This window comes from Nocardioides guangzhouensis (assembly GCF_004519545.1).
Classification (GTDB): Bacteria; Actinomycetota; Actinomycetes; order Propionibacteriales; family Nocardioidaceae; genus Nocardioides; species Nocardioides guangzhouensis.
Genome location: NZ_SDKM01000095.1, coordinates 1 through 3,172, shown reverse-complemented (window position 1 = coordinate 3,172; position 3,172 = coordinate 1). Strand labels below are relative to the sequence as shown.

Here is a 3,172-nt window from a genome sequence, read left to right as displayed (position 1 = left end):
CGGGGTCGGGGAAGTAGATCAGCTGACGCTGCAGCGCCCACAGCATTGCCATCACCGTCCCAGGGAGCAGCAGCGCCACGAAGAGGCCACGCCTGAGCCTCCTGCCGTCGGGCCTGATCATTCCTCATGCTCGCCTTGGCCTTCCTGCACCGCAAGGGAGCAGGGCCCCGCAGGCTCGGAGTGAAACAGCAGTCCGCAAGCGGCGGATAGACGCGGGTTCCGTCCCCTTCCCTGTGGCTGGCCGGCGCCCACCTCCTCCCAGCGTTAGTGTCCGCACACCATTGAGAAGTCTCGCCCCTCACGTGGCGTCAGGAGCGGTACAGCGACACCATCGAGGCAAGTCCCGACGCCATGTGCCCGCGGGCCGGTCTATTCCCGGGTGAGCACGGCCGAGGTGGGGTAGCCGCCCTCGTCGGCTTCGAAGTAGTAGCGGAGCCTGTCGTCGTCGAGGCGCAGCCTTACGGTAGCGTCCTCACAGTCTTTGTTCACCGGGGCGAAGGACGCTCTGATCTCGGACTCGGTCCCGCCGGTCAGAGCCAGGTTCCCGAGGAGGCATTCACTGCCACCGTCGCCCTCGCTGCCGACCGAGATGCGGGTCGCGCCCTCCGTCAACGAGATCGTCAGATGGGCCACGCCATTGTCACGGACGGTGGCAGCACCCGACCACGTTCCTTCGAAGGCGGCTGGCACCTCGTCGATGCCGGAGTCGCCCTCTTCCCGCAGCGCAGGAACCAGGAGGAAGCCGACGAGCACAGCGACGGCGGTGATCGCGGCTGCGAGCGCTGCTCGGCGCCAGGTGACCGCGTGGCGAGCGGTCTGGAGCCCGGAGCGTCGAGTACCGACACGCGTCTGCTCTCGACTGACTTCTTCGGGCACCTCCAGCACCGGCCGGTCCGGTGGGTGCTGGCCGGCCGCCGTGGTTGCAGCATCCGTCGCGGCTCCGCTGCCGGCGCCAGGTCCGCCGGCGGCACCGCCGCGGCGCGCCACGACGAGGTTTCCCTGGATTCCGAACGCCCACATGCCCGGTGTCTGATTCGGGTTTGCTGACCGCACGGCGTCGTGGACGTGCTCATACAGCTCACCCAGGCCGACCCAGCCGTCCCGGTCACGGTCGGCGGCGCCCGTCGAGAGCCCTTCCACCATCGCGGTGGTGAACACCGATGGCTGCGGCTGCCCGTCGGTGAGCTCACCACCTTCGAACGCGTACTCCAACGCGCCGGACGCAGTGATGACCGCTCGGCCTTGGCCGGAGAACCGGCCGCCCAGGTCGACGGACTCGGTGGCCCGGCATCGCAGCCGTCCAGCTCGCGGTCGGCGGCACCATGCCGCGGTCGAACGCGCCGGCGTAGCAGCAGTCGAGGCACAAGATGATGCTTCGGGCGCGGCTGGCCCCCATTTGCCGGTTGAGGAAGTCGGCTGTCACCGAGCTGGCCGCGAGCCGATCCAGCTTGGTGCTGGTCATCGCGAAGTGGAGCTCGCCTGTCTGGTTCTTGATGCCGTGACCGGACAGGTGCACGAGCAGCAAGTCACCGGGCATCCGGTCGGCGAAGAAGCCCTCGAGCTCCTCGGCGACCTCGTGGGCTGGACGGTCGAGAACGGTCGTGACGTCAAATCCACCGACCGCTGGGTCGGCCAGGACCTCCCTGAGCGCGTCGGCGTCCGCGGCCGCCCCGCGAAGGGCTCGCAGCCCGGGATCGAGATAGTTCGCGGTGCGACGATAAATGCCGATCGTGCGCTTCGCCTCGGCGGCGATCCACCGTCCACACCACAGTCTTACCGCCGATCCACTGCGCGCGCAGCAGGGTCGATTCCCCCTGCACGCAAAGGTCCGTGGTCCCCCGCGTCAAGGTCGAGAACGGCGCTCCCTCCGCCGGATCGAGGCGATCATGGAGTTCGTCCGCAAGCTGGTCCTGGAACGGCCCTGGTGCCGTCCGGCTCGCGGCGAAGTGACAGAGCCTTGAACGTTGGTGGACCGATGGCCGAGTCTTGCGAGACGCCGTAACCCCCCTCCCAGACGTCGCGCTTTGGGCCGTGAAGGTCTCGGCGGCGGAATGAAGGGCCGTACTCTGCCGACATGGAGTCCGTGCCCTCGATGCCTACGGTCCGGGTCGCTGCCGTCCAGGCGATGCCGGTTGTGCTCGACCTGGAAGCCAGCCTCGACAAGGCGCTCGGCCTGCTCGCGGACGCGGCCGGGCAGGGCGCCCAGCTGGTCGTGTTCCCCGAGACGTTCCTCTCGCTCTACCCGTCGTACGCCTGGGCTCACCTGACGGGCGGCGACGACAACGCGCTGTGGGAGCGGCTGTGGGCCAGCTCGGTCGAGGTACCCGGTCCCGTCGTCGACCGGCTCGCTGCCGCGTGCCGGGAGCACGACGTCGTCTGCGCCGTGGGCGTCAACGAGCGTGAGCTCGAGCGCCCCGGCAGCCTCTACAACACGCTGTTGCTGGTCGGTCCGGACGGCTTGCTCAGCAAGCACCGCAAGCTCATGCCGACCTACCACGAGCGGCTGTTCCACGGTCTCGGCGCGGGCGACGACCTGCAGGTCGTCGAGACACATCTGGGTCGGCTCGGAGGGCTGATCTGTTGGGAGAACCGGATGCCGCTGGCCCGGTGGGCCGTCTACCAAGGCGGCCCGCAGATCTGGCTCGCTCCGACAGCGGACGACTCCGACGGATGGCAGGCCACGATCAGGCACATCGCCATCGAGTCCGGCGCCTTCGTCGTGTCAGTGCCCCAGTTCATCCAGCGCGCTGCATTCGGCGACGACTTCCCCTGGCCGCTCCCGGGCACCGATGTCTTCGGCCGGGGTGGGGCGGCCATCGTCGCCCCCGCGTCCGGCGAGGTCATCGCGGGGCCGCTGTACGACGCCGAGGGCATCGTCGTCGCCGACTGCGACCTCCGGCAGACGCTCCACGCCAAGCGCTGGTTCGACGCAGTTGGCCACTACAGCCGCGCCGACGTCCTGTGGCCGAAGTCGCCCCATTGACGCCGACCGACCATCAACAACGGGCGTGGCCACAGGCCTGCTCCAACCCAGGCCCCCGGACTTGGTGCTTGAAAGAGGCGCCTTGGCGGCGGAGTGACGCAGCTGCATCGACAGGGCCGCCCTCGGTAACGGTAAGAGATCAGGCCGGGACGGAGATTCCCTGCAGCCAGGCCTGCCAGGCCGGCTCTT

At 69.0% G+C, this 3,172-nt stretch carries 3 protein-coding genes; 1 reads left to right on the top strand and 2 read right to left on the bottom strand.

The window, feature by feature from the left end; genetic code table 11:
- Positions 1-369: 369 nt before the first annotated feature.
- Together EKO23_RS24505 and EKO23_RS26770 are read right to left on the bottom strand one after the other, a co-directional pair.
- Complete coding sequence (locus EKO23_RS24505; protein ID WP_134721170.1) at positions 370-1,212, bottom strand: hypothetical protein; 843 nt, start codon at positions 1,210-1,212, stop codon at positions 370-372.
- The gene (locus tag EKO23_RS26770; protein WP_425464417.1) at positions 1,187-1,687 is read right to left on the bottom strand and encodes a caspase family protein; all 501 of its coding nucleotides are present in this window, start codon (positions 1,685-1,687) and stop codon (positions 1,187-1,189) included. The genes EKO23_RS24505 and EKO23_RS26770 overlap by 26 nt, the downstream gene beginning before the upstream one ends.
- Positions 1,688-2,074: 387 nt before the next feature.
- Between EKO23_RS26770 and EKO23_RS24495 the strand changes: the two genes are divergently transcribed.
- Positions 2,075-2,983 carry a carbon-nitrogen hydrolase family protein gene (locus tag EKO23_RS24495; RefSeq protein WP_217702805.1) on the top strand — a complete coding sequence of 303 codons (909 nt, stop codon included), beginning with the start codon at positions 2,075-2,077 and terminating at the stop codon, positions 2,981-2,983.
- Positions 2,984-3,172 lie beyond the last annotated feature (189 nt).